The sequence below is a fragment of the Pseudonocardia sp. ICBG162 genome (genome assembly GCF_020496225.1).
GTDB classification, from domain to species: Bacteria; Actinomycetota; Actinomycetes; order Mycobacteriales; family Pseudonocardiaceae; genus Pseudonocardia; species Pseudonocardia alni.
Map to the genome: position 1 here is coordinate 740664 of NZ_JAHLJD010000031.1, position 26733 is coordinate 767396.

Consider the following 26733-nt stretch of genomic DNA (forward strand, 5'->3'; position numbering starts at 1 on the left):
GCCGCGCCTCAGCCCGGCTCGTTGAGGTCCACCCGGTAGCCCGAGCGGGACGAGAACTGGGCGGTGACCGAGAACCGGTCGCCGCGGACCAGGGTGTGCCGCCACTCCACGGGGCGCCCGGCGGACAGGCCGAGCCGCTCGATCGACAGGGCGGCGACGCCCTCGTCGATGCCGAGCAGCTCCCGCTCGCCGCGCCCGGGCAGCACGGCCCGGATGTTCTCCATGCCGCCGTCGACACGGATCCCGCAGCGGCGCCGGTACTCGGGGTAGATGCCGGTGTGGGTGAAGTCGACGTCGAGCAGCGGCGCCGCCAGCTCCTCGGGCAGCCACACCCGGTCGACGGCGAGCGGCTCGGCGTCGGCGAGACGCAGCCGCTCCAGGTGCACCAGCGGCGTGGACTCCTCCAGCCCCATCCGGGCCGCGACCACGCCGTCGGCGCGGACCTCGAAGGTCCGCACCACGCTGCGCTGGGTGCGCCCGGCGGACTCGACCGCCACGTAGAGCGAGTACGGCTCGTCGAGCGGCTGCTCGATCTCCGAGCGCACGGTCGGGCGGGCGACCCGCCCCCGCCCGGCGACGACGGCGCCGTCCTCCCGCAGCCGGCGCAGCGCCTCGCGCACGGTGTGCCTGCTGACCCCGTAGTCGGCGGCCAGCGCGAACTCGCCGGGCAGGGCCTCGTCGAACTCGCCGTCGGAGAGCCGGCGGCGCAGGTCCGCCAGCAGCTGCTGCCACAGCGGCATCGCCCCGTTGCGGACCAGTGCTCGCGCCGTCATCGCCCCACCCCCTCGCGCGTGATCACCGTAGGCGAGCGCCGTGGGGTCACCGCACGGCGGCCCGCGCGCGACGCCGGGTGAGCAGCACGCCGACACCCACGACACCGGCCGCGATGAGCGCGGTCATGCCCAGCTCGAAGCGCGAGCCCTCGCGGGTGGCCATGTAGACGAGCACCACCGGGATCACGACGATCACCGCCCAGGTGAGCACCGGGTAGCCCCACATCCGCACCGGCATCGCGACGCCGTCGCGCTCCAGCACCCGGCGCATCCGCAGCTGGGACACCGCGATGACCAGGTAGACCAGCAGCGCGATCGCGCCGGAGGTCGCGAGCAGCGCGGCGAAGACCTCCTCGGGGAAGGCATAGTTCGCGATCACCGCGACGAACCCGACCAGCGTCGACCCGAGCACCGCGAACCGCGGCACGCCCTGGGAGGTGGTCCGGTTGACCAGGTCCGGGGCCTGCCCGCGGCGGCCGAGCGAGAACAGCATCCGCGACGCCGTGTACAGCGCCGAGTTCAGGCAGCTGGCGACGGCGACGAGCACCACGACGTCGACGATCAGCTTGGCCGACGGGACGCCCAGCGCCTCCAGGGCCGCCTGGTAGGAGCCGACCTCGGGCAGCCGCGGGTCGTTCCACGGCACGATCGCGACGACGAGCAGGATCGAGGCCAGGTAGAACACCGCGATCCGCCAGATCACCGAGCGGGTGGCCCGGCCGATCCCGCGGGCCGGGTCGCCGGACTCCGCGGCCGCGATCGTGACGATCTCGGTGCCCATGAAGCTGAACATCGTCACCAGCACCGCGGCGACCACCGCGCCCGGCCCGTTCGGCAGGAACCCGCCCTCGGACACCAGCCGGGACAGCCCCGACACCGACGAGTCGTCGCCGACGAAGCCGGGCAGCAGGCCCAGCACCGCCAGGACCCCGACGACGATGAACGCGATGATCGCGACCACCTTGAGCAGGGCGAACCAGAACTCGAACTCGCCGTAGTTGGCGACGGAGAACAGGTTGGTCACCGTCAGCAGCACGGTGACGGCCAGCGCCCAGCCCCACTGCGGCACCCCGGGCAGCCACGAGTTGAGGATGACCGCGGCCGCGGTGGCCTCCACCGGGATCACGAGGACCCAGAACCACCAGTACAGCCAGCCGACGGTGAACCCGGCCCACGGCCCGATCGCCCGGTCGGCGTAGGTGGAGAACGAGCCGGAGTCCGGCTGCGCGGCCGCCATCTCGCCGAGCATCCGCATGACCAGCACGACCAGCGTCCCGGCGAAGAGGTAGGCCAGCAGCACCGCGGGGCCCGCGGTGGCGATCGCGCTGCCGGAGCCGATGAACAGCCCGGCGCCGATCACCCCGGCGATGCTGATCATCGTGACGTGCCGGTCGCGCAGCCCCGCCTTCAGCTCGCCACCGGCCTCCGGCCGGTTCGCGGTCTCCGTCATGGCGCCTCCCCCTCCTCGGTGCCACAGCCGGCGGTGGCCGGTGCGTTGCGCAATGGTCACCCGGGCGTCGCCCGTTGTCACACCCCGGGCCGCGTCCGGGGGCGGCGCCTAGCCTGGGCGGCATGGGATTCAGCGCGCAGCTGCGCGAGTCGACGGCCGCGACCTGGGACGCGGCGGTCGGGCACCGGTTCGTCGACGAGCTGTGGTCCGGCGCTCTGGACCGCGGCGTGCTGCGGCACTACCTGGAGCAGGACCTGCAGTTCGTCGACTCGTTCCTCGCGCTGCTCGGCGCCGCCGTCGCGACGGCCGACCGGCCCGGCCCGCGGGTCCGGCTGGCCCGTCAGCTCGGGCTGGTCGCGGGCCCGGAGAACGACTACTTCGAGCGCTCGCTCGGTGAGCTGGACGGGAACGCCGAGCCGGAGCGGACCGCGCCGACCGTCGGGTTCGTCGACCTGATGGACGAGGCCCGCGACGCCGGGTACGCCGAGACCCTCGCCGTGCTGGTCGTCGCCGAGTGGCTGTACCTGGACTGGGCGACCCGGCCGGGCGCCACCACCCCCGACGACCGGATCTCCCGTGAGTGGATCGAGCTGCACCGCGGCGTCGAGTTCGAGGAGTGGGTCGCGTTCCTGCGCGACGAGCTCGACCGCGCCGCCGACCGGCTCGACCCCGTCCACCGGGAGCGGGTCGCGGCGCTGTTCGTCCGCGCGGTGGACCTGGAGCTGGCGTTCTTCGACGCCGCCTACCCCGGCTGAAAGCCGACGACGGCCTTCACGACCTGGGCCCGGGCGACGACGACGCCGTCGCAGACGGCCGTCACCGAGGTGAACGCGGACCGGCCGGTGCGCCGGTCGAGCGTTCCGCGGAACGCGACGTCCCGGCCCCGCCTGGCCTGCGCGGGCAGCGTGACCGCGGTGGACACCGACACCGCGTGCTCGGCCTCGGACAGGTGCGGCAGGACCGCGAGCAGCGCGGCCACCTCCAGCCCGACGGCCAGCGCACCGGCGTGCGCGCCGCCCGCGCCGCCGTCGGCGAGCTCGTCGACGGTGAACGCGACCCCGGCGGCCGGGTCGGCGTCGTCGAGCAGCCGGGCGCCCAGCGCGACCTGCAACGGGACGGCGAGGACGAGCGCGGCCCGGCGGGCCAGTGCCGGGCCGGTCAGCAGCGGTGCGGTCACCGGGCCGAGTGTGCGCCCCGGGGGTGGCCGGGCGCCGACGTCCGGATGACGATCCGGGGCCGGTGGCTGCGAGGATCGCCGGCATGGGAGGCAACCGACGGGCGGTGGTGGTCGGCGCCGGGATCGCGGGCCTGAGCTGCGCGGTCCGGCTGCGGGAACGGGGCTGGTCGGTGCGGGTGCTGGCCGACGCGCCGGTGGAGGCGTCGACGTCGCACCTGGCCGCGGCCGTGTGGTTCCCGACCCGCGCCGGGCCGCGGGACAAGGTCCTCGACTGGGGCCGGCGCACCTTCACCGAGCTGGCCCGCCAGGCCGCCGACGGCGTCCCCGGCGTCGGGATGCGGGAGTCGCTGACCCTGTACCGGACCGAGCCCGAGCCGCAGTGGTGGGCCGACGCCGTCGGCGAGGTCCGCCCGGCCCGGCCCGGCGAGCTGCCGCCCGGCTACGCCCACGGCCTGCGCTTCACGGTGCCGCTGGTCGAGATGCCGGTGCACCTGCCCTGGCTGGCCGCCGAGGCCGGGCGCCGCGGGATCGTCCTGGAACGCCGCCGCGTCACCTCGCTCGACGAGGCCGGGCGGGACGCCGACCTCGTCGTGCACTGCTCCGGGATGGGCGCGCGCACCCTGGTCGGTGACACCACGGTGACCCCGGTGCGGGGGCAGATCGTGCGCGTCACCAACCCCGGTCTGACGATGTCGGTCCGCGACGAGGCGCACCCCGACGGACGCGCGTACGTGCACCCCCGCGCGCACGACTGCGTCCTCGGCGGCACCCTCGACGACGGCGTCTGGGACGCGACGCCGGACCCGGCCGCGGGCGAGGCGATCCTGCGGCGCTGCCGCGACATCGTCCCCGCCCTGCGCGACGCGGAGGTCCTGGAGCACCTCGCGGGCCTGCGCCCGGCCCGCCCGGAGGTGCGGCTGGAGGCCGAGCCCGCCACCGCGACCCGGCCGCGGGTGATCCACGACTACGGGCACGGCGGCTCCGGCATCACCCTGTCCTGGGGCTGCGCCGACGACGTCGCGGACCTCGCCGACGCCCCCTGACCCGGTCAGGACATCCGCGGCTGCCCGTTCGACGCGGACAGCCCGCCGTCGACGGGCAGGTTGACCCCGGTGACGAACCGCGCGTCGGGCCCGGCGAGGAAGGCGATCACGTCGGCGACCTCGGCGGGGTCGCCGCCGCGGCCCATCGGGATGCGGTCGGCGAAGCGGGCCATCAGGTCCTCGTCGCCGGTCATGCCCTCGGTCATCTCCGTGTGGGTCAGCGACGGGCTGACCGCGTTGACCCGGATCCCCTCGCCGCCGTGGTCGAGCGCCATCGCCCGGGTGAGGTTGACGACGGCGCCCTTCGCCGAGTTGTAGGCGACGTTCGCCCAGTCCCCGCCCAGCCCGGACACCGAGGTCACGTTCACGATCGAGCCCCGGGTCGCGCGCAGGTGCGGCACCGCGGCGCGGGACGCGAAGAAGACCCCGTCGACGTCGACGGCGTGCACGAACCGCCACTGCTCGGTCGAGGTCTGCTCCGCGGTGCCCGGCCGGGCCACCGCCGCGTTGTTGACCAGCGTGTCCAGCCGCCCGAAGCCGGACGCGACCTCGTCGACGAGGTGGGTGATCGCCTCCTCGTCGGACGAGTCGGCGACCAGCACGTGCATCCGGTCGGCGACCGCCGGGTCGGCGCCGGCCACCACGTCGTCGAGCTTCTCCTTCGTCCGCCCGGTCAGCACGACCGTGGCCCCGTCCGCCGCGAACCGCCGCGCGGTGGCGGCGCCGATGCCCGAGCCCGCTCCGGTGACGATCGCGACCGTGCCGTCCTTCGTTCCCATGATCGGCGGATACCCGCGGTGGGCTCACACGATGCAGAAGTCGTTGCCCTCCGGGTCGGCCATCCACAGGTGGTCCACATGTGGAGAACCCGGGGACAGGTGCTCCTCGACGACCCGGGCGCCGAGCGCGCACAGCCGTCGTGCCTCCGCCGCCAGGCGCTCGCCGCGCAGCTCGGCGGGCAGGTGCCGGCCGCCGGAGACCTGCAGGTCCAGGTGCAACCGGTTCTTCACCGTGCGCGGCTCGTCGACCCGCAGGAACGAGATCCGCGGGCCCGCGCCGTCCGGGTCGCTGATCGCGGCGACGTCGCCCCACTCGTCGGCGGGCACCTCGTGGTGGACCATCCACGCCTCCCAGGTCTCGAACCCGGTCGGCGGAGGGGCGGGGGCGTAGCCGAGCGCGGCACTCCAGAACTCCGCGAGCAGGCGTGCGTCGGCACAGTCGACGGTGATCGTCCAGGGGGTCGCCATGGGTGGAGGCTACGGCCGGGCCCCGACCGTTCCGCGGTGACGCGGGTCGCGCCGACGCCCGGTGGCGGGGTAGCTTTCCGCATCCGATCACCCGGTGCACCGGTGGAGGGCGAGTGAACGGACAACCGCCCGGCAACGGAGTGCGACGCCTGAGCCTCCGCATGGGGTCGGCGGCCGACGTCGAACGGTTCGCCGCGGAGTTCTACGCGGGCGCGGTCGTCCGGCCGACGGGCGACGGCCGCGACTTCGAGGTGGGGAACGAGACCGTCGCCGCGCCGGGGTTCTCGCTGAGCGACCTGTGGGTCACCGCCGAGATCGACGCGACGGTCGACCCGGTCGAGAACGACTTCATGATCGACCTGGTCCAGGGCGGACGCATGCGCCTGGACACCGAGGCGTACGGCACCGTGCTGCTGCAGCCCGGCGACGTCGGCGTGCTCCCGCCCGAGGGCCGCTTCCGGGACCTCGCCGAGGACATCGACCTCGACGTCGTCGCCCTCGACACGGCGGCCCTGACCCGCTGGGCCGGGCAGGTGCACGGCGTCGCGGTCGACCGGGTGCGGCTGTCCGGGATCACCCCGCTGAGCGGGGCGCACGCGCAGCGCTGGGCCGCGACCGTGGTGCACGTGCGCGACCGGGTGCTCGGCAACCCGATGCTGCTCGACGGGTCCGTCGCCGTCGACGAGGCGTTCGGGCTGCTGGCGTCGCGGTTCCTGGAGACGTTCCCGAACACCGTGCTCGACGAGGTCACCCGGCGCGGCCGGACCCGCACCCCGGCCCTGCCCGCCCGGCTGGTCCGCCGCGTCACCGAGCACCTGCGCGCCCACGCGCACCGCCCCGTCGACCCCGTGGAGCTGGCCCGGCTGACCGGGGGCCCGGCCCGCGCCGCGGTCGCCGGGCTGCGCCGGGCCGGGACCGACCCGGGCGCCGTGCTGTGGCGGGCCCGGCTCGACGGCGTGCGCGCCGACCTCCGCGCCTCCGGCGACGCGACGTCGGTCGGCCGCATCGCGGGCCGGTGGGGCTTCCTGCGCCCGGGCGGGTTCCGCGTGGCCTACACGCGCGCCTTCGGCGAGACCCCCGAGCAGACCGCGGGCCGCTGACCCACACTCGTCCCTCCGCGCCCGCCCGTCACGCCGAGAACGACGTGCGGGCCTTGGTCAGGTGGACCAGCTCGTAGGTGCCGGCGCCCGTCCGGTGCGTCTCGACGTAGCCGGCCCGCCGGTACAGGCGGAGGTTGCCCGCGCTGTGCTCGCCGGTGAACAGCGCGACCGTCGTCACGGCGTCGCCGAGCCGGCCCTCCGCGAACGCGAGCAGCCCGGACCCGAGGCCTGCGCCCTGCCGGTCCGGTGCGACGACCAGGCGGTTCACCCGGGCGACGTCGTCGCACACCTCGACCCGCACGGCGGCGACGAGCCGGCCCCGGTCGTCGCGGACGCCCCAGGCCGTCACCGAGGCGCGGCCGAGCTCCTCGCGGACCGCGGGCAGCTCCTCGGTCAACGGCGGGAGGGACAGGTCGTCGTGCGCCCGGGCCTCGGTGACGTAGGCGGCCCGCTGCAGCGTGAGGACCTCGCCCGCGTCGGACGGGCCGAGTCGCACGGGGGTGGGGGCGTCGGCGGTCATGGGTACAGGACAGCACGCCGGCGCCGCCGCCCCGCGGATCACCGCGCCCGCCCCACCGGGTTCGGACGCCGGTGTGCATCGAGCCGGCGTCGATCAGTACCTGAGTGCTGTCCGGCCGGGTCGCGACAGCGCTCATGTACTGATCGACGTCCCGGATCCGTGCCGGCGGCTCGGGTGCGGAGCCCGGGGAAGGTGTGCCGACGACGGGACGGCGCCGCCCCCGCATCGCTGCAGGTCACGGCGCCGTCCCGGCCGGTCGTGCGGGTCAGGCCTTCTCGTTCTCCCGGGCCCGCAGGTCCTTGCGCAGGATCTTGCCCGAGGCCGACTTCGGGATCTGGTCGATGAACTCGACCACGCGCACCTTCTTGTGCGGCGCGACCTTCTCGGCGACGAAGCTCATGACGTCGTCCTCGGTCAGGTCCTCACCCGAGGCCTGCTTCACCACGAACGCTTTCGGCACCTCCTCGCCGTCGGCGTCCTTGACCCCGATGACCGCGGTGTCGGCGATCTTGTCGTGGGTCAGCAGCAGCGCCTCCAGCTCGGCGGGCGGCACCTGGTAGCCCTTGTACTTGATGAGCTCCTTGACCCGGTCGACGATCGAGTAGACGCCCTCGTCGTCGACGACGGCGATGTCACCGGTGTGCAGGAAGCCGTCGGCGTCCTTGGTGGCGTCGGTCGCCTCGGTGTTGTTGAGGTACCCGACCATCACGTTCGGGCCCTTCACCCACAGCTCGCCGCGCTCGCCGACGCCGACCTCCTTGCCGGACTCCGGGTCGACCAGCTTGCACTCGATGTTCGGCAGCGCGAAGCCCGACGAGTTCAGGTCGAGGTCGCCGCGGTCGTCGGGCATGCAGTGGCTGACCGGGGACAGCTCGGTCATGCCGTAGCCCTGCAGCACGGTGCAGTCCAGCCGCTTGGCGACGGCGCGGCCGAGCTCGCCGTCCAGCGGGGCGGCACCGGAGAAGATCGTCTTCACGCAGGACAGGTCGAACTTGTCGATGATCGGGTGCTTGGCCAGCGCGACGGCGACCGGCGGGGCGATGTAGAGCCGGTCGACCTGCAGGTCCTGGGTGATGGTCAGGAACTGCTCGAGGTCGAACTTCGGCATGGTGACGACGGTGGCGCGCGCGTGCAGCCCCTGGTTCATCATCACGGTCATGCCGTAGATGTGGAAGAACGGCAGGAACGCCATGATCTTGGTCTCGCTGGTCACGTCGCCCATGACCTGGATCTGGAGCAGGTTCGCCACCAGGTTGCGGTGGGTCAGCACCACGCCCTTGGCCAGGCCGGTGGTGCCGGAGGAGTAGGGCAGCACCGCGGTGTCGTCCGCGGAGGTGGTGAGCTCCGGTGCCGGCGCGCCCGAGGAGACGAGGTCGCGCAGCGAGTCGTGGCCCTCGGTGGCGTCGATGGTGAGGACGACGTCCTCCGACAGCCCGGCCTCCTTCGCCCCGGCCACGGCGCGGTCGAGGAACGGCGAGACGGTGATGACCATCTTCGCGCCGGAGTCCTTGAGCTGGTGAGCCAGCTCGCCACCGGTGTACATCGAGTTCGCGCTGGTCACGATGCCGTTGGCGCGCAGGATGCCGTGGAACAGCGCCGCCCACTGCGGCAGGTTCGGCGCGAACAGCGCGACGACGTCGCCGGTGCCGATGCCGCGGGCGGCGAGCCCGCCGGCGATCTTCTCGACCAGGCCGTGGAACTCGGTGTAGGTCAGCTGGTCACCGGTGGTGCCGTCGAGGATCGCCGGCGCGTCCGCCCGGTCGCCGAACCCGTCGGCGAACAGGAACTCGGTGAGCGAGACGTCGGGGATCTCGACGTCCGGGTACGGGCTGCGCAACGACAAGGTTCGCTCCTTCGCGAGGTCCTGCGGGCCGGACGTAACGGACGTCCGGTCGGGGGTCCGCGCCATGCTAGGCGCACCCTCCGTGTGCCGTCCGCGTAGCGCGGTGAAAAGTTACCCGTGGGTCACTGGAAGAGGTGCTCGAACGCGGCCAGGTTCGCGGTCGACTCGCCGTTCTCGCTGCGCCAGGCGTACTCGCGGCGGATGGAGGAGGCGAAGCCCAGCTCCAGGAAGGTGTTGAAGTCGCCGTCGGCGGCCTCCAGCACCGAGCCGAGGACACGGTCGAGCTCGTCCGCGGTGACGGCGTGGCGCGCCAGCCGCCCGACGAGGTGGATGTCCCCGACCCGGTCCAGGCAGTAGTGCACGCCGTACAGCTTGGCGTTGCGCAGCAGCATGAACCGGTAGACGCCCTCGTGGTTCTCGTCGGGCCTGCGGCACACGAACGCCTGCACCGCGAGGGTCTGCTCGCGCAGGATCAGCCAGGTCTGGGTCTGGAGCCGGGCCTCGCCGGGGAGGGTGACCAGCCACTGCCCGGGCCCGCGGTGGACGTGCTCGGCGCCGGAGTCGGCCAGCGCGGCCCCGATCCGCTGCTCCAGGTCGCTCATACGTCCCTCCGTCGCCGCGCCGCGAACTCGGTGCGGGCCTCGTCGTAGGCGCCCAGCAGGGCGTCGGTCGTGCGGTCCCAGGAGAAGCGGTGCGCGTGCGTCGCCGCGGTCCGCCCCATCTGCTCGCGACGGCCCGGGTCGAGCGCGAGCTCGCCCAGCGCGTCGGCCCAGTCGGAGATGTCGTGCCCGGTGACGAGCAGCCCGGACCGGCCCTCGGCGACGGCGACCGGCAGCCCGCCCACCCGGGTCGCCACCACCGGCGTCCCGCAGGCCTGGGCCTCCAGCGCGACCAGCCCGAAGGACTCGTTGTGGCTCGGGACGGCGACGACGTCGGCCGCCCGGTAGACGGTCACCAGCTCGTCGCCGGCCCGCGGCGGCAGGAACCGGACGAGGTCGGTGATCCCCAGCTCGGCGGCCAGCTCGTGCAGCGACGTCGGCTCGGCCAGCCCGGACCCGGACGGACCGCCCGCGACGAGCACGACGAGGCGCTCCCGCAGCCCCGGTGCGCGCGCGGCCAGCTCGGCGGCGGCGCGCAGCAGCACGTCGGGGGCCTTGAGCCGCTGGATGCGCCCGACGAACGCCAGCACCACCGCCTCGGGGGGCAGGCCCAGCTCGGCGCGGGCCGCGGCGCGGTCCCCGGGCCGGAAGCGGTCGGTGTCCACCCCGGGCGGGATGGTGACGGTGCGGTGCGGGTCGGCGTCGTAGAGGTCCAGCAGCTGCTTGGACTCGATCTCGGTGTTCGCCACCAGCCGGTCGGCCTCGGCGACGACCTGGTCCTCGCCGATCACCCGCACCCGCGGCTCGGGGGTGTCCCCGGCGGCGAGCGCGGCGTTCTTGACCTTGGCCAGGGTGTGCGCGGAGTGCACCAGCGGCACCCCCCAGCGGTCCCGGGCCAGCCAGCCGACCTGACCGGACAGCCAGTAGTGGGAGTGCACGACGTCGTACCAGCCCGGGTCGTGGCGGGCCTCGGCCCGCAGCACCCCGGCGGTGAAGGCGCACAGCTGGCTCGGCAGGTCGTCCTTGCCGAGGCCCTCGAAGGGGCCCGCGGCGACGAACCGGACCGTCGCGCCCGGCTCCAGCTCGACCGTCGGTGGCTGCTCCGACGACGTGGCGCGGGTGAAGATCTCCGCCTCGACGCCGCGGCGGGCCATCCGGATCGCCGTCTGCGCGACGTAGACGTTCATCCCACCGGCGTCGCCGGTGCCGGGCTGCTCGGTCGGGGAGGTGTGCACCGACAGCACCGCGACCCGTCGGGGCAGTCGCTCACTCACCGGAGCATCCTGACACGGCGCCGGACCGCCAGCGCAGCCACCAGCGCCCGCAGCGGGTCCGCGGCGTGCCAGTCGTCGCCGCGGCCGGGCCAGGCCGGGACGGTCACCGTCCCGCCGTCGTCGAGGTCGACGACCAGCTCCTCGTGCCGGTGCAGCCGCCCCGGGGGCGCGGTCTCCCCCAGCGCGGCCAGTGCCAGGACGACCTCGGGGTCGGCGGTCCACGGGCCGGGGGTGCCGGTGCCGCGGGCGGTCCCGGCGACCCGGTCCGAGGCCAGCGGCACGTCGAGCAGTTCCGCGAGGGCGGCGGGGTCGGGCCCGCCGGGGACGGCGGGCAGCGCGTCCAGCGCGGGCAGCACCCACGGCGCGTCGAGGACGACGGCGCGGTCGGTCGGCGCGACCGACCCGGTCACCGTGCGGACCCGGTCCGGCGGGTCGACGTCGTCGAGGTCCACCCGGCCGTCGGCGACGGCCGCGGCGAGCGCGGAGTAGGCGGCCGCGGCCACCTCCCCGGTCACCGTGCGGGCCGGGTCGGCGAGCCGGTCGAGCAGCTCGGTGACCTCGTCCGGCCCGTCGACGACGACCCGGTCCCGGACGCCGACGGCGGCGAGCACCGCGTCGTCGACGCCGGGCAGGGCCCCGACCTCGTCGTAGAGCCCGGTCAGCCCGGTCGCCGAGCGCAGCCGCCACGTGCCGGCCAGCCGGCCGTCGAGGCGGACGTGGCGCGACAGCCACCAGGCGGTGTAGCCGGTGAGCGCTGCGGCCCGGGTGTCGCGGTCGCCGGCGAGCAGGGCCAGCGCCGCGGGCCAGCGGTCGTCGGCGACGAGGTCGAGGTCGCGGACGGCGGGCGGCGGGTCGCCGTCGCCGGGGTAGTGCTCGGCGTCGTGCAGCACGTCGGGGTCGAACGCGACGACCGTGAACCGGTCCAGCACGCCCGCGGCGACCAGGGCGTCGCGGGGCACGTCGGCCCACTCCGGCCCCAGCACGCCCACCGGGGCGTCCGGGTCGAGCAGGTCCCGGACGGCGGCGTCGGGCAGGACGAGCTCGTCGGCACGGGCGGGGCGGCCGTCGTCGTCGGTGAGGGCGAGGGCCCCGAACCGCGGGTCCGGCGCGGCGGCGGGGGTGTCGAGCAGGGCGAGGACGGCGCGGGCCGCCGCGGTGGTGTCCAGGCCCGCCTCGGCGTCGTCGACGGACCGCTCGACGGCGGCGTGCAGCGCGGGCGCGTCGAGCAGGGTGTCGCGGTCGGCGTCGACGGCGCCGAGGCGGCGCAGCAGCGGGTGGACGGCGTCGGGGTGGGCGATCCGCAGCTCGGGGAGCGCCGCCGCCCCGGCCGGGTCGCCCCCGACGGGGAGCAGCACCGAGGCGGGTCCGGGCACCAGGCGGCCGTCGACGAGCGGGACGGGCAGCGCGCCCAGCTCGGCGGCCAGCCCCGGGACGGTGTCGGCGGCCGGGGCGAGCGCCGCGTACAGCTCCCGCCATCGGCCCGGATCCACCTCGACGCCGGTGAGCCGCTCCGCCAGCGCGGCGGGGCCGACCCGGTCCACGCCGAGCCCGGCGGGCGGGACGACCCCGGACGCGACGAGCCGGGCGAACGCCGGACCGGTCGCGGCGAGCAGCTCGGGCAGCCCGTCGGCGGGCACGTCGAGCCACTCGGCCCGCTCCGGTGCGAGCACGTCCGCGTCGCCCGTGGCGGCGGGGAGCCACGGGGTGCGGGTCAGCGCCGCGGTGACCGCCTCGCGCAGCCGGCCGTCGAGCGGCGAGCGCGGGAAGCCCGGCTCCGGCACCAGGGCGGTGCGGTCGGCGGGGCCGACACGCCGGACGAGGTCGGCGTAGGCGGCCGCCGCGGCGTCGACCAGCACGTCGACGCCCGGGTCGTCGGCACGGATCCGGCGGCGGTCCGGGTCGAGCGGGAACGGTGCGACCAGCCGGGCGGGCAGCGACAGCTGCTCGGCGCTGCGGGTGGGGGCGTGCAGGACCTCGCCGTCGTCCGGGCCGTACGGGGCGGGCCGGTCGCCGTGCAGCGGCAGCGCCCAGCGGACGCCCGCGTCCCCGGTGACCAGCAGGTACCCGGCGTCGCCGACACGCACCCGGCCGTCGCCGAGGTCGGTGCGGGCGACGGTCACCGGGCCCGCCGTGACCGACTCCAGCCCCGGCAGGGCCAGCAGCAGGTCCCCGGCGGTGCGGGCGAGCTCGTCGAGCAGGTCGTGCGGGTCGGTGCCGGGCGCCGGGCGCAGCCGGACCTCGGTGGCGAACCCGGGCGGCGGCGGTTCCTCCTCCGGCGCGGGCCAGGCCAGCCGCAGCACCGGCACCCGGGCGTCGCGGGCCAGCTCGGCGGCCGCGGCACCGCCCAGCCCGGCCACCTCCACCGCGGTCCGGGCCGCGGAGAACGCGACGCCGCCGGCGGCGGTCACCAGGCGGGGCGCGGTGCAGACGGCGAGGACCGCGGCGAACCCGACGCCGAAGCGGCCGGTCGCGCCGGCCGCGTCCCGCTTGGCCGAGGCCCGCAGCGCGGCGAGCGCGGCGACCCCGACGGCGTCGAGCGGGGCACCGGTGTTGGCGACGCGCAGCTCACCGTCCACCACGACGGCCCGGACCCGGCCGGGCAGGTCCGCGGCGAGCGCGGCGTCGGCGGCGTTCTGGAGCAGCTCGGCGACCCAGGTGTCGGCGTACCCGCCGCGGCGCAGGTCGTCCTCGGCGTTGACGTCCTCCCGGAACCGGGTCGGCGACGACGACCAGGCCGCCAGGACCCCGTCCCGCAGCGCCGCCGTGCCGAACGGGTCGGTGCCGCCCGCGACGCCGGTAGGGCTCAGGACCCGACCGGCTCGAGGTCGACGCCGTCGTCGTAGACCAGGGCCGAGACGTGGACCGGGGAGCCGGACGGCTCGGCGACCGAGGAGTGCGCGCCGCAGCCGAAGCCGACGGCGACGACCTGGGCGTCGGCCGGGGAGGAGCCGTTCGCGCAGACCCCGAACACGCCCTGCAGCGACCCGGCGAGCGGCACCAGGAACCCGCAGGTCCCGCAGGACGCGGGCGCGGACCGGGCGAGGTCGGCGGCCGGGCCGCGCTCCCCGTCCTGCCAGCGCTCGGCGGCGGCGATGCGGCCCTCGAACGACAGCACCCGCTCGCGGCCGAGGCCGACCTCGCGGGCCAGCGCGTCGACGGCCGGGTCCCCGGAGTCGACGTATCCCGGCACCAGGCGCGGGTCGTCGGCCGGGGCGGGCAGCAGGTCGCCGGGCTTGAGGTCACCGGGGCGCACGCGCTGGTCCCACGGCACCCAGTCGGGCGCGACGAGTGCGGTCGAGCCGGGCAGCAGCACCGACTCCGAGACCGTCACCGGCCCGTCACCGGCCGCGGCGGCGACGGTGACCGCCCAGCGCCAGCCGCGGTAGCCGGGCAGGTGCGCGGCGAAGGAGTGGGTGACCGAGCCGTCGTCCTCGACGGTCGTGCCCAGGTGCGCGCCGACGGCGGCCACGGCCGCCTCGCCACCCAGCTCGTCGGCCGCCTCCTCGACGGCCGCGGCCCGCGCCTCGTCCACCGCGTCGAACAGGTGCGACGGCGCGGGTGTCACCCGGGGCTGCGGCGTCTCCGCCCGCTCGTCACCGGAGTCGCCGACCTCGACACCCACCTCACCAGTGCTCACCTCACCAGTGTGCCACCCGTGCCCGGGCATCCTGGGCGGGTGCCCGCCCGAGCGCTGCTCCGCCGCCCCTCCGTGACGGGGCTGCTCCCCCTCCTGCTGGCCCTGGCGGCCTGCGGGGCCGCCGCACCGGCGCCGGGTCTGCCCGACCCGGGCCCCGTTCCGGTGGTCCGTCCGCAGGTCCTCGCCGAGATCCCGCACGACCCGCAGGCGTTCACCCAGGGCCTGGAGCTGCGCGACGGGACCCTCTACGAGGGGACCGGCCGGGTGGGGCGCTCGCAGCTGCGCGCGCTGGACCCGGCGACGGGCGCGGTGCGGGCGGCGAGCCCGCTGCCACCGGCGTACTTCGGGGAGGGTATCACCGTCGTCGGGGACCGGATCTGGCAGCTGACCTGGCAGGACGGGGTGGCGGTCGAGTGGGACCGGGCGACGCTGCGGCCGCTGCGCGAGGTGCCCGTCGACGGCGAGGGCTGGGGGCTGTGCCTGCTCTCCGGCGGCTCCGGCGACCGCGTGGTGCGCTCGGACGGCACCGACCGGCTGTTCTTCCACGACCCGGCCGACCTGGCGGGGACCGGCTCGGTGGCCGTCACCCTGGACGGCGCCCCGGTGACCCGGCTCAACGAGCTGGAGTGCGTCGGGGACCGGGTGTGGGCCAACGTCTGGCAGACCGACGACCTGGTGCGGATCGACCCGTCGACCGGGGTGGTCGACGCCGTCGTCGACGCGACCGGGCTGCTGCCGGCCGGGCAACGGGCCGGGGCCGACGTGCTCAACGGCATCGCCCACGTCGACGGCGACGAGTACCTGCTCACCGGAAAGCTGTGGCCGACGACGTTCCGGGTGCGGCTCCCGGTGCCCCCGGCCTGACCGGCGCTGCGCCGGGCGGGTGACACCACCCGGCGGGATCGCCGGAACGGTCGGTGCCCGCCTGCACAATGACCGCGTGGCACCGAACCCGTTCCGCAGCCGCCGCCGGGCGGCCGGGTCGAGACGTGGCCCGGACCCGCGCACCGCCCCGATCGCCTCGGACCCGGCGCTGCGCCGTGCGCGCTCCGCCGGTGCCGCCACCGACGAGCTGCCCCGCCCCGGCCCGGCCGCGGTCCCCCGCAAGCTGACGGTCACCCGGGTCGCCGTGCACCGCACCCGCGAGCTGGGCGGGCGCGCGGTCGCGCTGTTCCGGCGCGCCGCGACCGCCGACGGCGCCGACCGGTCCGGGCTGACGGCGCTCACCTACGCCACGATGCTGACCTACGCGCTCGACGCGGCGGTGGCCGTCGCGCTGGCGAACACGCTGTTCTTCGCGGCGGCGACGGCGGAGTCCACAGCGAACGTGGCGCTCTACCTGGCGATCACCGTCGCGCCGTTCGCGCTGGTGGCGCCGGTGATCGGCCCCGCGCTGGACCGGTTGCAGCGGGGCAGGCGGATCGCGATGGCGGTGTCCTGCGCCGGCCGTGCGGTGCTCGCCGTGGTGCTGGTGTTCCACCTCGACGACTGGCTGCTCTACCCGGCCGCGCTGGGGATCATGGTGCTGTCCAAGTCGTTCCTGGTGCTCAAGGCGGCCGTGACCCCGCGGGTGCTGCCGTCGACGATCACCCTGGCGACGACGAACTCCCGGCTCACCACGTTCGGGATGGCCGCGGGCGGGATCGCCGGGGCCGTCGCGGGCGGTGCGGCGCTGGCCGTCGGCGGGGCCGGGCCGCTGTGGTGGACGGCGGTGCTCGGCGTCGCCGGTGCCGTGCTCTGCCTGCGGATCCCCCGCTGGGTCGAGTCCACCGCGGGCGAGGTGACCGCGGCGGTGCCCGCCACCCGGCCGGGCAAGCGCCGGTCCCGCGCCCCCGCGACGCGGGCGGTGCTCGTCGCGCTGTGGGGCACGAGCACGGTGCGGGTGCTGACCGGGTTCCTCACGCTGTTCGTCGCGTTCGTGGTGAAGGCCGGGGCCGAGCAGTCCCCCGACGGCGATCCCGCGGGCCAGCTGGTGGTGATCGGGATGGTCGGCGCAGCCGCCGGTGTCGGGCTGTTCGCCGGGAACGCGGTGGGGGCGCGCAGCCGCTTCTCCCGGGTCGAGCCGGTGGTGCTCGCGGCGGCCGCGGCGGCGGTGCTGGCCGCGGCGGCGGTGGCGCTGCTGCCGGGCGTCCCGACGGCGGTGGTCGCGGCCCTGGTCGCGTCGACGGCGAGCGCGCTGGCGAAGGTCTGCCTCGACGCAGTGGTGCAGCGCGACCTGCCCGAGGACGCGCGGGCGTCGGCGTTCGGGCGGTCGGAGACGGTCCTGCAGCTGGCCTGGGTGCTGGGCGGGGCGATCGGGGTGCTCGCCCCGCACGACACGTTCCGCACCGGGTTCGTGATCGTGACCGGGGTGGTGGCGGTGTTCGCGCTGCAGGCCGCGCTGGTGCGCCGCGGCACCTCGCTGGTGCCCGGTCTGGGGCCGCGCCCGGCCGTCGCCCGCTGAGGGCCCACCCGCGCGCCGGGCCCGGATCCGTACGCTGGTCGGCGTGATCACCCGCCCCCGACCGCGCCCCCGCCGGTCCGCCGGTGCGCTGGCCGGGACCCTGGCCGCGGCCGCCCTCGTCCTCGCCGGGTGCGGCGGCGAGGCCCCGACGGTGACGTTCGACGTCGGCGGCACCTCGCTGACCGCCGCGCCCACCCAGTTCTGCGACACCAGTCTGCAGAACTGCCAGGACGCCCCGAACGCCCGGGTGACCGCCCAGGTCCCGCCCGGGACGGAGGTCCGCATCACGGTGCCCGAGGAGGTCTCCTCCGCGCCCTGGCAGGTCGCCTACGCGTTCACCCGCGGCACCGACCCGACCCCGGTCCAGCAGCGCAGCGCGATCGCCGCGCCGGGCACCCGCACCGACTTCACGCTGTCCCTGCCCGAGCCGGGCGACCGGCTCGTGACCGCGCAGGTGCAGGTGTTCGGGGCGCCGCCGTCGATCGACCCGGAGAGCACCGACATCCAGTTCCCGGTCCGGGCGACCTGGGTGCTGGTCGGCGAGCAGGGCTGAGCGGGCGCGACCCGGGGCTCAGCGGCCCGCGCCGAGCAGCCGGGCCAGCGCGGCGTCGGAGTCGGCCTGCGCGTCGCGGTCGTGGGTCGAGGAGAACACCAGCAGCTCGTCGGCGCCGGTGCGGGCCACGAGGTCGTCGAGCCGCTCGGCGACGGTGTCCTCGTCGCCGACGATCGCGTGCGCCAGCGCCCGGTCCACGGTCTCGCGCTGGCGCCGGGTCGTCGCGCGATGCGGGTCCGGCGGCTCCAGCGGCGGGAACTCCCCGGTGGTGCGGGCCACGGCGTGCGCCCACGCCTCGGACAGCGCCAGCTGCGGGTCCCCGACGAGCACGTCGGCGGACACCACCAGGTGCGCCGCGTCCCCGGCCCGCTCGCGGTAGTCCGCCAGCGCCGCCGGGTCGTCGAGCACCGGACCGCCGACGACGGCCGGCAGCCCCAGGTCCCCGGCCAGCCGCAGCCCCGCGCCGGTGGCGAGCAGGAACAGCGGGACGGCGTGCTCCAGCCGCGGCCGGGCCGTCACCGGGCCGCTGCCGTCGAGGAAGGAGCGGAGCTCGTCGAGGGCGGCGCGGAACTCCGCGTCGTCGGCCCCACCGGCGCGCAGGGCGCGGCGGACCGGCTCGGTGAACCCGGGCGAGCGGCCGATGCCCAGGTCGATCCGCCCGGGGTGCAGCGCCTCCAGCAGCGCGACCTGCTCCGCGACGACGAGCGGCTGGTGGTTGGGCAGCATGATCCCGCCCGAGCCGACCCGGATCCGCGAGGTCGCCGCGCCCACCGCGGCCATCAGGACCGGTGGGCTGCCCGACGCGATACCGGGCACGGCGTGGTGCTCGGCCACCCAGAACCGGTGGTAGCCGAGCTGCTCGGCGCGGACGGCCCGCGCCACCGTGCCGCGGACCGCGGCGGCGTCGGGCTCCCCGGCCCGCGTCCGCGAGCGGTCCAACATCGACAGGCGCACAGTCGCCCCAACACCGCCCGCACCCGCCGCCATTCCGTCGTCCGCGCGGCGGGCGGGCGGGTCGGGTCGGATCAGTCGTCCAGGTCGCGGGCGACGGCCCGCACGACCTCGGCGGCCAGCTTGCAGGTCTTGCGGTCCGGGTAGCGCCCGTGCCGCAGCGCCGGCTGGATCTTGTTCTCCAGCAGGCCCATCATGTCCTCGATCAGACCGTGCAGCTCCTCGGCGGGGCGGCGCGCGTTCTCCACCGCGGACGCCTGCTTCTCGACGATGCGCACGGAGAGCGCCTGCGGCCCGCGGCGGCCCTCGGCCATCCCGAACTCGACCCGCTGGCCGGACTTGAGCGCCTCCACGCCGGACGGCAGCGCCGCCTTGCGCACGTAGACGTCCTCACCGCCGTCCTGGGAGAGGAAGCCGAAGCCCTTCTCCGCGTCGTACCACTTCACCCTGCCGGTGGGCACCGTCGTCCTCGATTCCTGCTTGCTGTGTTGCTGCGTGCACGACAAACGCGCCCGGGCTCGCCGGACGCGCCGTCACCGATGGTACGCCTGGGGACCCGTCCGGGGTCAGGCGTTTCGGACGTTCGCCGCACTCTCCAGGTCCAGCAGCCCGACCGACTTCTCCCGCATCTCGACCTTGCGGACCTTGCCGGTGACCGTCATCGGGAACTCGTCGACGACGAGCACGTAGCGCGGGATCTTGTAGTGCGCCAGCTTCCCGGTGGCGAACTCGCGCAGCGTGTCGGCGGTCATGGGCGCGGTGCCCTCGCGCAGCACCACCCAGGCGCAGAGCTCCTCGCCGTAGCGCTCGTCGGGGACACCGATGACCTGGGCGTCGACGACGTCGGGGTGGGTGTAGAGGAACTCCTCGATCTCGCGCGGGTACACGTTCTCCCCGCCGCGGATGACCATGTCCTTGATCCGGCCGGTGATGTTGACGTAGCCCTCGTCGTCCATCACGGCGAGGTCGCCGGTGTGCATCCAGCGGGCACGGTCGATGACCTCGGCGGTCTTCTCCGGCTGCTCCCAGTAGCCGAGCATCACCGAGTAGCCGCGGGTGCACAGCTCGCCCGGCTCGCCGCGGGGCATCGTGCGCCCGGTGTCCGGGTCGACGACCTTGACCTCCAGGTGCGGCATGACCCGCCCGACGGTGGACACCCGCCGCTCGAGCGAGTCCTCGGCCCGGGTCTGGGTGGACACCGGGCTGGTCTCGGTCATGCCGTAGGCGATGGTCACCTCGGTCATGCCCATCCGGTCGACGACCTGCTTCATCACCTCGACCGGGCACGGCGACCCGGCCATGATCCCGGTGCGCAGGCTGGACAGGTCGTAGGAGCCGAAGTCGGGGTCGTTGAGCTCGGCGATGAACATCGTGGGCACCCCGTAGAGCGAGGTGCAGCGCTCCTGCTGGACGGCGTGCAGGGTCGCCTTCGGGTCGAAGCCCTGGGCCGGGATGACCATGGTGGCGCCGTTGGTGGTGCAGCCGAGGTTGCCCATCACCATGCCGAAGCAGTGGTAGAAGGGCACTGGGATGCAGACCCGGTCGGCCTCGGTGTAGCCGCACATCCGACCGACGTAGTAGCCGTTGTTGAGGATGTTGTGGTGCGACAGCGTCGCACCCTTCGGGAACCCGGTCGTCCCGGACGTGTACTGGATGTTGATCGGGTCGTCGGCTGTCAGCGACGCCTGCACCTGCGCCAGCTCGTCGCGGCGAGAGGCGTCGCCCGCGGCCAGCGCGTCCCACTCGGGGGAGCCGGTGATCACGACACGCTGCAGGTCGGGACAGTTCGCCCGGACCTCGGCGATCATCTTCTCGTAGTCGGAGGTCTTGAACGACGACGCCGACACCAGCGTCGAGATCCCGGCCTGCTTGAGCACGAACTCCAGCTCGTGGGTCCGGTAGGACGGGTTGATGTTGACCAGGACGACGCCGATCTTGGCCGTCGCGAACTGGGTCAGCGTCCACTCCGCGGTGTTCGGCGACCAGATCCCGACCCGGTCCCCCACGGTGAGCCCGGCGGCGAGCAGCCCGGTGGCCAGGTCGTCGACGGCGGTCCGCAGCTCGCGGTAGGTCCAGCGGCGCCCGGTCTGCACCTCGACGAGCGCGTCGTTGTCCGGCACCCGGGCGGCGGTGCGGTCGAAGTCGTCGCCGATGGTGTCGCCGAGCAACGGCGTGTCCGAGGTCCCGGAGGCGTAGGACGGGACGGCGGGGGTTGCGGCGGCTGAGGTCACGACGTCGTACTCCTCGGGCGGTTCGGTGCGGGTCGTCACATCCTCGCCCCCGGACGACGCGGTTGCCAACACCCGTCGGTCAGGACGAGGACAGGCGTCGCCGCCCCGACTCGGCGACCTTCGCCGCCCCGCGCCGCGCCCCGTGGGCCGCGCGGCGCAGCGGCCGCGGCGACGGCTCCGGCCACGGACCGACCGGCACCAGCACCCGTTCGGCCGGGGCGAACCCGGCGGGGTAGCCGGGCACCCGCCAGGTCCCGGCCGGCGCGTCCGGCGGCAGCCACTCCGGGCGCCACATGCCCAGCGCGAGGTCCAGGTCGGCCAGCCGGGGCGCGAGCTCGTCGGTCAGCTCGGTGCGCAGGTGCTCGGCCCACAGCCGTACCCGCAGGTCACGCACCTGGTCGCCGGTGGTGACGAACGCCGTCGACAGCTCGGTGTCGGTGCCGCGCATCGAGCGGGAGAAGAAGTTGGCCGACCCGATGGAGGCGAAGACGTCGTCGACCAGCGCCAGCTTGGTGTGGACGGTGAGGTCCTCGATCCGGTGCATGATCACGTTGCCGCGGTCGCCCGGGTCGAGCTGGTCGATCACGCCGCGCTGGACGTCGCCGGTGACGCGGCGGCGGAACTTGTTCACCCCGGCGTCGACCGGGTCCTTGCGACCCGAGCAGACGAGCACGACCTTCACCCCGCGGGCGGCGGCGTCGCGCAGCAGCCCGTAGAGCCGGAACGCCCGTCGCCCGCCCGGGACCTCGAAGAAGTACTGGTCCTCCAGGTAGACGTAGCGGCGGGCGCCGCGGATCGCCGCGGACAGGGTGTGGAAGACCTCCTGCGCGCCGTGCCGCGGGAGCACCGTCCAGTGCCGCCGGTAGAGCATCCCGAAGTGGTCAATCTTCCACGGCCGCAGCGAGCGGAGGACCTGCACCGCGGTGCCCGGGGCGGGGCGCGGCGGGGCGGGCGGCGACGGCGGCAGGTCGGCGGCGAACGGCTCGGGGTTCATCGGTTCCCAGTCGGTGGGGCCGACCATGAACCGGCGCGGCGGCAGCGTCGCGGCCTCGGTCCAGCGACCGCGGTAGACCTCCCAGACCCGGGCGGCGCCGGGCCCGCGCAGCGCGGCGGCGCCGTCGTGCCAGCCCCAGCGCTCCTCGCCGATGGACAGCCGGTCGTGCGGCTCGGCGTCGAACCGGTTGGCGGACAGGTCCAGCCCGCCGACGTACGCCGTCAGCTCGCCCCCGACGTGGGTGAGCACCACCTTCTGGTGGTGGCAGCCGATCCCGGAGCCGGACCAGTCGAGCAGCACCCGTCCGGCCAGCTGGGGGCGGCGGCGCAGCTCCAGCGCGGCGAACGCGTTCGCCCGGAACGGCCCGATCGCCACCCCCGGGACGGAGCCGGAGAACAGCGCGGCGGTGAGCAGCACGCGCACGTCCACGCCGGCGTCGACGAGGCGGGCGAAGCGGTCGGCGAGCGCCTCGTAGCCGTCCTCGTCGGGCGCCAGGCCGTGCAGGTCCATGTCCGGTTCGAGGTTCAGCCCGGTGACCAGCACCGTGTCGCCGGGCCCCGCCCGGTCGAACAGCTCCCGCAGCCGGGCGAAGTAGTCGACGCCGTCGACGATCGGCTCCCACTCGGTGTCCTCGACGAACGTGGGGCACTCGGGGGTGGCGGGGGCGAGGTAGCGACGGGTGAGGGACGCGAGGTCGGCGGGGGGCTGGCCGGGCATGCGCCGGACGCTATCCGGATCACCGGGGGTCGCGCCTATCCTGCGGGCATGGCACGCCCTGGCACGGTCGACCGGGTCTCCGCTGCGATCTCGGTGGCGGGCGCGGTGGTGGTCGGCGGATGGTTCGTGGTGACGGGGGTGCAGATCGAGCTGGTGGGACCGCCGGGCCGGGGTCCGCTGGACCGTGCGTTCCCGTTCCTGCTGGCCGCGGCCGCGGTCGCGGTGTTCGGGCTGATGGCGTGGCGGTCGTGGCAGGCGGCGGACCGCGCGGACGCGGCCGCACCCCCGGTCCCGGCGGCGGTGGTGCTGCCGACGCCGCTGCCCGGGGCGCCGACCACCCCGGCGCCGCCGGTCACGGTACGGGACGTCCCGGACCTGTCGGCCGAGGGACGGGACCGGCTGGAGCACACGATCGCGGTTCTCGTGGACGCGGGGGTGCTGCCGTCCGGCGTCGCCGAGCCCGGCGCGCTGGCCGGTGGGGTCGCCGACCACGGCGAGCCGGTCACGGCCGGGGCCGTGCTGGGCGCGCTGGGCGAGGCCGACCCGGACGGCTGGGACGCGTTGCTGGCCCCCCTCTCGACCTGGGCCGAGCAGGACCCCGCCGAGCACGCCGCCGCGCTCGACCGGCTCGCCGGCCCCGACCACCGGGTCTCCGTCGCCGGAGCGTCGGTCGAGGTGGACGGCACGGTCGTCGCGGTCGTGACCCCCGGCCACCCGAAGGCCCTCGCCCCCGGCCCGCTCGTCGCCGCCGCCCGTGCCCTGCGCGACCGCGGCGCACCCCGGATCGCCTGGCTGTGGACCGACCAGCTGGTGTGGCTCGCGACGCCGTCGCTGTCGCCCGCCGAGCTGAACGACCTGCTCGACCAGCCCGTGTACGAGCTGTGGGAGTGGGCCGACGAGGCCCGGGTCTAGAGCCCGCCGGTCTGCAGCAGCCGGTTCGGGGTGCCGCCGGTGCCGCCGCCGTCGATCTTCCCCGGCACCGCGTTGTCGACGATCCACTTCTTGACGGTGGTGGCCGGCGCGTCGCCGCGGGCCTGCTTGTACAGCGCCGCCACCCCGGCCGCGAACGGCGCGGCCATCGAGGTCCCGCTGTAGGAGGCGGTGCCGCCACCGGGGACCGGCGCGACGATCCGGGTGCCCGGCGCGTAGAGCGAGACGCAGCGGCCGGTCGAGGAGTTCGACGAGCGCTTGTCGTCGATCGTCGAGTTCGCGACGACCAGCACGTCCCCGATCGCGCGGGGCAGCGCGGTGCAGTCGTCGCCGCCGGTGTTGCCGGCCGAGGAGGCCGCGAACACCCCGGAGTCGATCATGCGCTGGACGGCCTGCTGGAGGATCGGCGAGCCGCCGTAGCTCCACGACATCACCGCGACCGCGGGGCCGCGCTTGTTCTTCGACACCCAGTCCAGACCGGAGATCAGCGACGACAGCGTCCCGGTGCCGTTGCAGTCGAGCACCTTCACCGCGCGCACGGTCGCGCCCGGGGCCACGCCGTAGTCCTTCGACGCGGCGATCCCGGCGACGACGGTGCCGTGCCCGTCGCAGTCGGTGTCGGTCCGGTCGATCGTGTTGAGCTCGAGCTTCGCCCGGCCGCCGAACTCCGGGTGACTCGCGTCGACGCCGGTGTCGAGGACGAACACGTCCACCCCGGCGCCGGTCGCGGTGTGCCGGTACTGCCCGTCCAGCGGCAGGTTCGGCTGGTCGATGCGGTCGAGCCCCCAGTTGCCCGGCGCCTGCTCGGCACCCGCGGGCGGGCCGACCGGCGCGTCCTGGTGGACGGCCTGCGGGTCGAGCGGGGAGATCGCGCGGTCCTCCTCCACCCCGACGACGCCGGGCCGGTCGCGCAGCTCGGTCGCCTGGGCCGGGGTGAGGTCCGCGGCGAAGCCGTGCACCACGCTGTCGAAGGTGACCTTCGGCTCGACGCCGACGGACTCCGCGGCGGCCCGCGTCTGCCCGTCGGTCGCCGTCTGCACCAGGTACCCGGCGGGTGCCGACGGCGCCGTCTCGGCGGCGGACGCCGTCGGTGCGAGAGGAACACCGAGCGCGACCGCCAGGACACCGGCAGTGACCAGACGGGCGGCGCGGGGACGCATGGGGCTCACAGACAGCGACGCTATGCGCCTGTGACGCCTGGTGCGAGAGACACGATGGTGGCCCGGGTGACACCTGGGACCACCCGGGTTACGGAGCGTTTCGGTACCGGCGGTGCCGGGGACGCCTGCCGACCGGGGCCCGGCAGGGCTCCGAGCTGCACGATCAGCGGATCGGCCGCGGCCCTCAGGCGTGCCGGCCGTGCACGGCGACCTCGGTCGCCTTCACCGCGAACCACACCTCGTGACCGGGTTCGACACCCAGTTCGGCGACGGCGGCCGGGGTGACGTCGGCGGCCAGCCCGGACACCCAGTCCGGCCCCCCGGCGACGGGCGCGGCCCGCAGCCGCACGGTGTCCCCGCGCGGCTCCAGCGCGGCGATCCGGACCGGGAAGACGTTGCGCGGGCTGCCCTCGGGCCTGCTCGCGTGCACCGCGACCGCGGACGGCGGGAACACCGCGACGGCGGGCTCCCCCTCGGCCACCTCGACGACCCGGCCCCGGATCTCGGTCCCGTCTGCGGTGCGCACCCCGGAGCCCTCGGCGACGCCCGGCACCAGGTCCAGGCCGGCGATGCGGGCGGAGAACGCGCTCCGCGGACGGGCCAGGACGTCCCGGGCGGGGCCGGACTCGACGATCCGGCCCCGGTCCAGCACGACGACGCGGTCGGCGAGCACGAGGGCGTCGAGCGCGTCGTGGGTGACCAGCAGGGCGGTCTGCTTGCCGTCGGCGATGACCCGGCGCAGCAGGCTGCGCATGGCGGGGGTGGCGTCGACGTCGAGGGCGGCGAGCGGCTCGTCGAGCAGCAGCAGCCCCGGCCGGGGGGCCAGCGCGCGGGCCAGCGCGACCCGCTGCTGCTGTCCGCCGGACAGCTGCGCGGGGCGGCGGGCGGCGAGCCCGCCGACACCGACGGCGTCGAGCAGCTCGCGGGCCCGGGAGTCGGCCGCGGCGCGGGGCGTGCCCTGGGCCCGCGGCCCGAACGCGACGTTCGCCAGCGCCGACAGGTGCGGGAACAGCAGCGGCTCCTGGGCGAGCAGCCCGACACCGCGCCGGTGCGGCGGCACGAAGGTCCCGTCGGCGGTGTCGAGCAGGGTCCGGCCGTCGACGCGCAGGTGCCCGGAGTCCGGGCGCAGCAGCCCGGACAGGATGCCGAGCATCGTGGACTTGCCCGCCCCGTTCGGGCCGAGCACCGCGAGCACCTCGCCCGCGGCGACCGACAGCTCCAGGTCCAGGGCGAACCCGTCCCGGTCCAGCCGCGCGGCCATCTCCACCCCGCTCATCCGCGGCCGTCCAGCCCGCGCGGACGCCCGATGACGATCACGACCAGCGACACGACGACCAGCAGCAGCGACAGCGCGACCGCCCCCGCGACGTCGGTCTCCCCCTGCAGGTAGACCAGCAGCGGCAGGGTCCGGGTGGTGCCCTCCAGGCTGCCGGCGAACGCGATCGTCGCCCCGAACTCGCCCATGCAGCGGGCGAAGGCCAGCACCAGCCCGGACGCCAGTCCGGGCAGCACCAGCGGCACGGTGACCCGGCGGAAGGCCAGCCCCGGCGACGCGCCGAGGGTGGCCGCGGTCGCCTCGTAGCGCTCCCCCGCGGTCCGCAGGGCGCCCTCCAGCGACACGATGAGGAACGGCATCGCGACGAAGGTCTGGGCCAGCACCACCGCCGCCGTCGTGAACGGGATGAAGATCCCGAACGCGGTGTCCAGACCCTGCCCGACCAGGCCCTTGGCTCCGAGCAGGAACAGCAGCGACAGCCCGCCGACGACCGGCGGCAGCACCAGCGGGAGCAGGACGACCGAGCGGATCCCGCGCATCAGGCGGGGCAGCCGGTTGATCCGGCCGCGGGCCAGGACCACCGCGAGCGGCCCGCCGAGCAGCAGGCACAGCGTCGTGGAGATCGCCGCGGTGAGCAGCGACAGGCGCAGCGCCGACAGCGCGGCCTCGCTGGTGAGCAGGCGGGGGGTCTCCGCCCAGTCGGCCTCCCACAGCAGGCCGAGCACGGGCAGCGCGATGACCAGGAAGCCGATGCCGGCCGGGACCCACATCCAGACCGGCAGTCCGACGCCGGTGCCGTGGCGGTCGGCCGCGCC

The 26733-nt window shown here is 75.6% G+C and carries 25 protein-coding genes; 7 read left to right on the plus strand and 18 right to left on the minus strand.

What is annotated here, in order from left to right; genetic code table 11:
- Positions 1 to 8 precede the first annotated feature (8 nt).
- Both KPL60_RS28325 and gabP read right to left on the minus strand, forming a co-directional pair.
- A complete protein-coding gene (locus tag KPL60_RS28325) occupies positions 9 to 773 on the minus strand; it encodes a GntR family transcriptional regulator (RefSeq protein ID WP_208818916.1) in 765 nt (254 codons plus the stop codon).
- A 46-nt stretch (positions 774 to 819) separates the two neighbouring features.
- The gene (gene gabP / locus KPL60_RS28330) at positions 820 to 2223 is read right to left on the minus strand and encodes a GABA permease (protein WP_226353952.1); all 1404 of its coding nucleotides are present in this window, start codon (positions 2221 to 2223) and stop codon (positions 820 to 822) included.
- Between the two features lie 122 nt (positions 2224 to 2345).
- Between gabP and KPL60_RS28335 the strand changes: the two genes are divergently transcribed.
- Entirely contained in the window at positions 2346 to 2978 is a 633-nt protein-coding gene (locus tag KPL60_RS28335) for a TenA family protein (RefSeq protein WP_226367703.1), read from the plus strand.
- Here the strand turns inward: KPL60_RS28335 and KPL60_RS28340 are convergent.
- Complete coding sequence (locus tag KPL60_RS28340) at positions 2966 to 3400, minus strand: hypothetical protein (protein WP_226367704.1); 435 nt, start codon at positions 3398 to 3400, stop codon at positions 2966 to 2968. The genes KPL60_RS28335 and KPL60_RS28340 overlap by 13 nt on opposite strands.
- An 83-nt stretch (positions 3401 to 3483) precedes the next feature.
- Between KPL60_RS28340 and KPL60_RS28345 the strand changes: the two genes are divergently transcribed.
- Positions 3484 to 4443: an FAD-dependent oxidoreductase gene (locus KPL60_RS28345; protein ID WP_226367705.1), complete on the plus strand. Its 960-nt coding sequence runs from the start codon at positions 3484 to 3486 to the stop codon at positions 4441 to 4443.
- 5 nt (positions 4444 to 4448) lie between these two features.
- Here the strand turns inward: KPL60_RS28345 and KPL60_RS28350 are convergent, their stop codons facing one another.
- Both KPL60_RS28350 and KPL60_RS28355 read right to left on the minus strand, forming a co-directional pair.
- Complete coding sequence (locus KPL60_RS28350; RefSeq protein ID WP_226367706.1) at positions 4449 to 5222, minus strand: SDR family NAD(P)-dependent oxidoreductase; 774 nt, start codon at positions 5220 to 5222, stop codon at positions 4449 to 4451.
- Between the two features lie 24 nt (positions 5223 to 5246).
- Positions 5247 to 5690: a VOC family protein gene (locus KPL60_RS28355; protein WP_208818912.1), complete on the minus strand. Its 444-nt coding sequence runs from the start codon at positions 5688 to 5690 to the stop codon at positions 5247 to 5249.
- 113 nt (positions 5691 to 5803) lie between these two features.
- On the opposite strand from KPL60_RS28355, the gene KPL60_RS34925 reads away from it, so the two are divergent.
- Positions 5804 to 6790: an AraC family transcriptional regulator gene (locus KPL60_RS34925; RefSeq protein ID WP_226367707.1), complete on the plus strand. Its 987-nt coding sequence runs from the start codon at positions 5804 to 5806 to the stop codon at positions 6788 to 6790.
- 28 nt (positions 6791 to 6818) lie between these two features.
- Here KPL60_RS34925 and KPL60_RS28365 read toward each other — a convergent pair whose 3' ends face one another.
- The 6 genes from KPL60_RS28365 to KPL60_RS28390 all read right to left on the minus strand — a co-directional run bounded on the left by KPL60_RS28365 (position 6819) and on the right by KPL60_RS28390 (position 14663).
- Entirely contained in the window at positions 6819 to 7310 is a 492-nt protein-coding gene (locus KPL60_RS28365; RefSeq protein ID WP_226367708.1) for a GNAT family N-acetyltransferase, read from the minus strand.
- 265 nt (positions 7311 to 7575) lie between these two features.
- Positions 7576 to 9153, minus strand: a complete 1578-nt coding sequence (locus KPL60_RS28370; RefSeq protein ID WP_226353959.1) for an AMP-binding protein — start codon at positions 9151 to 9153, stop codon at positions 7576 to 7578.
- Positions 9154 to 9275: 122 nt separating this feature from the next.
- Positions 9276 to 9755, minus strand: coding sequence for a YbjN domain-containing protein (locus KPL60_RS28375; protein ID WP_226353960.1), 480 nt, complete (start codon positions 9753 to 9755; stop codon positions 9276 to 9278).
- Positions 9752 to 11026, minus strand: coding sequence for a D-inositol-3-phosphate glycosyltransferase (gene mshA / locus KPL60_RS28380; protein ID WP_226353961.1), 1275 nt, complete (start codon positions 11024 to 11026; stop codon positions 9752 to 9754). The genes KPL60_RS28375 and mshA overlap by 4 nt, the downstream gene beginning before the upstream one ends.
- Entirely contained in the window at positions 11023 to 13932 is a 2910-nt protein-coding gene (locus KPL60_RS28385; protein ID WP_374228795.1) for a sacsin N-terminal ATP-binding-like domain-containing protein, read from the minus strand. Before KPL60_RS28385 ends, mshA begins: the two co-directional genes overlap by 4 nt.
- The gene (locus tag KPL60_RS28390) at positions 13830 to 14663 is read right to left on the minus strand and encodes a DUF3027 domain-containing protein (protein ID WP_308016848.1); all 834 of its coding nucleotides are present in this window, start codon (positions 14661 to 14663) and stop codon (positions 13830 to 13832) included. The genes KPL60_RS28385 and KPL60_RS28390 overlap by 103 nt, the downstream gene beginning before the upstream one ends.
- A 39-nt stretch (positions 14664 to 14702) precedes the next feature.
- Here KPL60_RS28390 and KPL60_RS28395 point away from each other — a divergent pair, with 39 nt between their 5' ends.
- The 3 genes from KPL60_RS28395 (at position 14703) to KPL60_RS28405 (ending at position 17659) form a co-directional block, all read left to right on the plus strand.
- A complete protein-coding gene (locus KPL60_RS28395) occupies positions 14703 to 15527 on the plus strand; it encodes a glutaminyl-peptide cyclotransferase (protein ID WP_226367710.1) in 825 nt (274 codons plus the stop codon).
- 76 nt (positions 15528 to 15603) lie between these two features.
- Positions 15604 to 17106 (plus strand): MFS transporter, encoded by a 1503-nt coding sequence (locus KPL60_RS28400; protein WP_226353964.1) that lies wholly within the window; start codon positions 15604 to 15606, stop codon positions 17104 to 17106.
- A 43-nt stretch (positions 17107 to 17149) separates the two neighbouring features.
- Positions 17150 to 17659 (plus strand): DUF2771 family protein, encoded by a 510-nt coding sequence (locus KPL60_RS28405; RefSeq protein WP_226353965.1) that lies wholly within the window; start codon positions 17150 to 17152, stop codon positions 17657 to 17659.
- 18 nt (positions 17660 to 17677) lie between these two features.
- Here KPL60_RS28405 and KPL60_RS28410 read toward each other — a convergent pair whose 3' ends face one another.
- The 4 genes from KPL60_RS28410 to KPL60_RS28425 form a co-directional block, all read right to left on the minus strand.
- On the minus strand, positions 17678 to 18601 hold the full coding sequence (locus KPL60_RS28410) for an MsnO8 family LLM class oxidoreductase (RefSeq protein ID WP_255656620.1): 924 nt from the start codon (positions 18599 to 18601) through the stop codon (positions 17678 to 17680).
- 83 nt (positions 18602 to 18684) lie between these two features.
- The gene (locus KPL60_RS28415) at positions 18685 to 19071 is read right to left on the minus strand and encodes a cold-shock protein (protein ID WP_226367712.1); all 387 of its coding nucleotides are present in this window, start codon (positions 19069 to 19071) and stop codon (positions 18685 to 18687) included.
- A 105-nt stretch (positions 19072 to 19176) separates the two neighbouring features.
- Complete coding sequence (locus tag KPL60_RS28420; protein WP_226367713.1) at positions 19177 to 20841, minus strand: AMP-binding protein; 1665 nt, start codon at positions 20839 to 20841, stop codon at positions 19177 to 19179.
- A gap of 79 nt (positions 20842 to 20920) precedes the next feature.
- A complete protein-coding gene (locus KPL60_RS28425; protein ID WP_226367714.1) occupies positions 20921 to 22552 on the minus strand; it encodes a phosphatidylserine/phosphatidylglycerophosphate/cardiolipin synthase family protein in 1632 nt (543 codons plus the stop codon).
- Positions 22553 to 22600: 48 nt separating this feature from the next.
- Here KPL60_RS28425 and KPL60_RS28430 point away from each other — a divergent pair, with 48 nt between their 5' ends.
- Positions 22601 to 23464 (plus strand): hypothetical protein, encoded by an 864-nt coding sequence (locus KPL60_RS28430; protein WP_226367715.1) that lies wholly within the window; start codon positions 22601 to 22603, stop codon positions 23462 to 23464.
- Here KPL60_RS28430 and KPL60_RS28435 read toward each other — a convergent pair.
- The 3 genes from KPL60_RS28435 to KPL60_RS28445 all read right to left on the minus strand — a co-directional run bounded on the left by KPL60_RS28435 (position 23461) and on the right by KPL60_RS28445 (position 26688).
- Positions 23461 to 24642 (minus strand): S8 family peptidase, encoded by a 1182-nt coding sequence (locus tag KPL60_RS28435; protein ID WP_226356579.1) that lies wholly within the window; start codon positions 24640 to 24642, stop codon positions 23461 to 23463. The two genes, KPL60_RS28430 and KPL60_RS28435, sit on opposite strands and share 4 nt — an antisense overlap.
- A 184-nt stretch (positions 24643 to 24826) precedes the next feature.
- Entirely contained in the window at positions 24827 to 25918 is a 1092-nt protein-coding gene (locus KPL60_RS28440; protein ID WP_226367716.1) for a sulfate/molybdate ABC transporter ATP-binding protein, read from the minus strand.
- On the minus strand, positions 25915 to 26688 hold the full coding sequence (locus KPL60_RS28445) for an ABC transporter permease (RefSeq protein WP_226368260.1): 774 nt from the start codon (positions 26686 to 26688) through the stop codon (positions 25915 to 25917). The genes KPL60_RS28440 and KPL60_RS28445 overlap by 4 nt, the downstream gene beginning before the upstream one ends.
- Between the last annotated feature and the right edge of the window lie 45 nt (positions 26689 to 26733).